At 47.4% G+C, this 291-nt stretch carries 1 protein-coding gene; it reads right to left on the bottom strand.

What is annotated here, in order from left to right; genetic code table 11:
- Positions 1-123: 123 nt before the first annotated feature.
- Positions 124-282 carry an ATP-binding protein gene (locus K6T82_RS24705; protein WP_223711581.1) on the bottom strand — a complete coding sequence of 53 codons (159 nt, stop codon included), beginning with the start codon at positions 280-282 and terminating at the stop codon, positions 124-126.
- Positions 283-291: the final 9 nt, after the last annotated feature.

The following is a 291-nucleotide window of genomic DNA, read 5'->3' as shown; positions in this document are numbered from 1 at the left end:
ATCGGCGGTATGTGAACGGCTGCGAGCTTCATCATCAACGATTAGAATATCCATGCTTGCTACCTCCATAGTTACATATGCCTTAACAAGGCTAAACCTAACCTAATCGGATTGTCGCCAAAATCATATCAAAGGCAATTGTATAGTGAAACTGGCTCCCTTATCCGGGTTGTTGCCGGCTATGACCCTGCCTCCCATACGGGTTATGACAGTATGTACTATCGACAACCCCAAACCCATTCCCTGGCGGGAGGCTTTGGTGGTTACAAAAGGCTCGAAGATACAGTCCAG

It is taken from the genome of Flavobacterium potami (assembly GCF_020026915.1).
GTDB lineage: Bacteria > Bacteroidota > Bacteroidia > Flavobacteriales > Flavobacteriaceae > Flavobacterium > Flavobacterium potami.
This window is presented reverse-complemented; position numbering and strand designations above follow the sequence as displayed.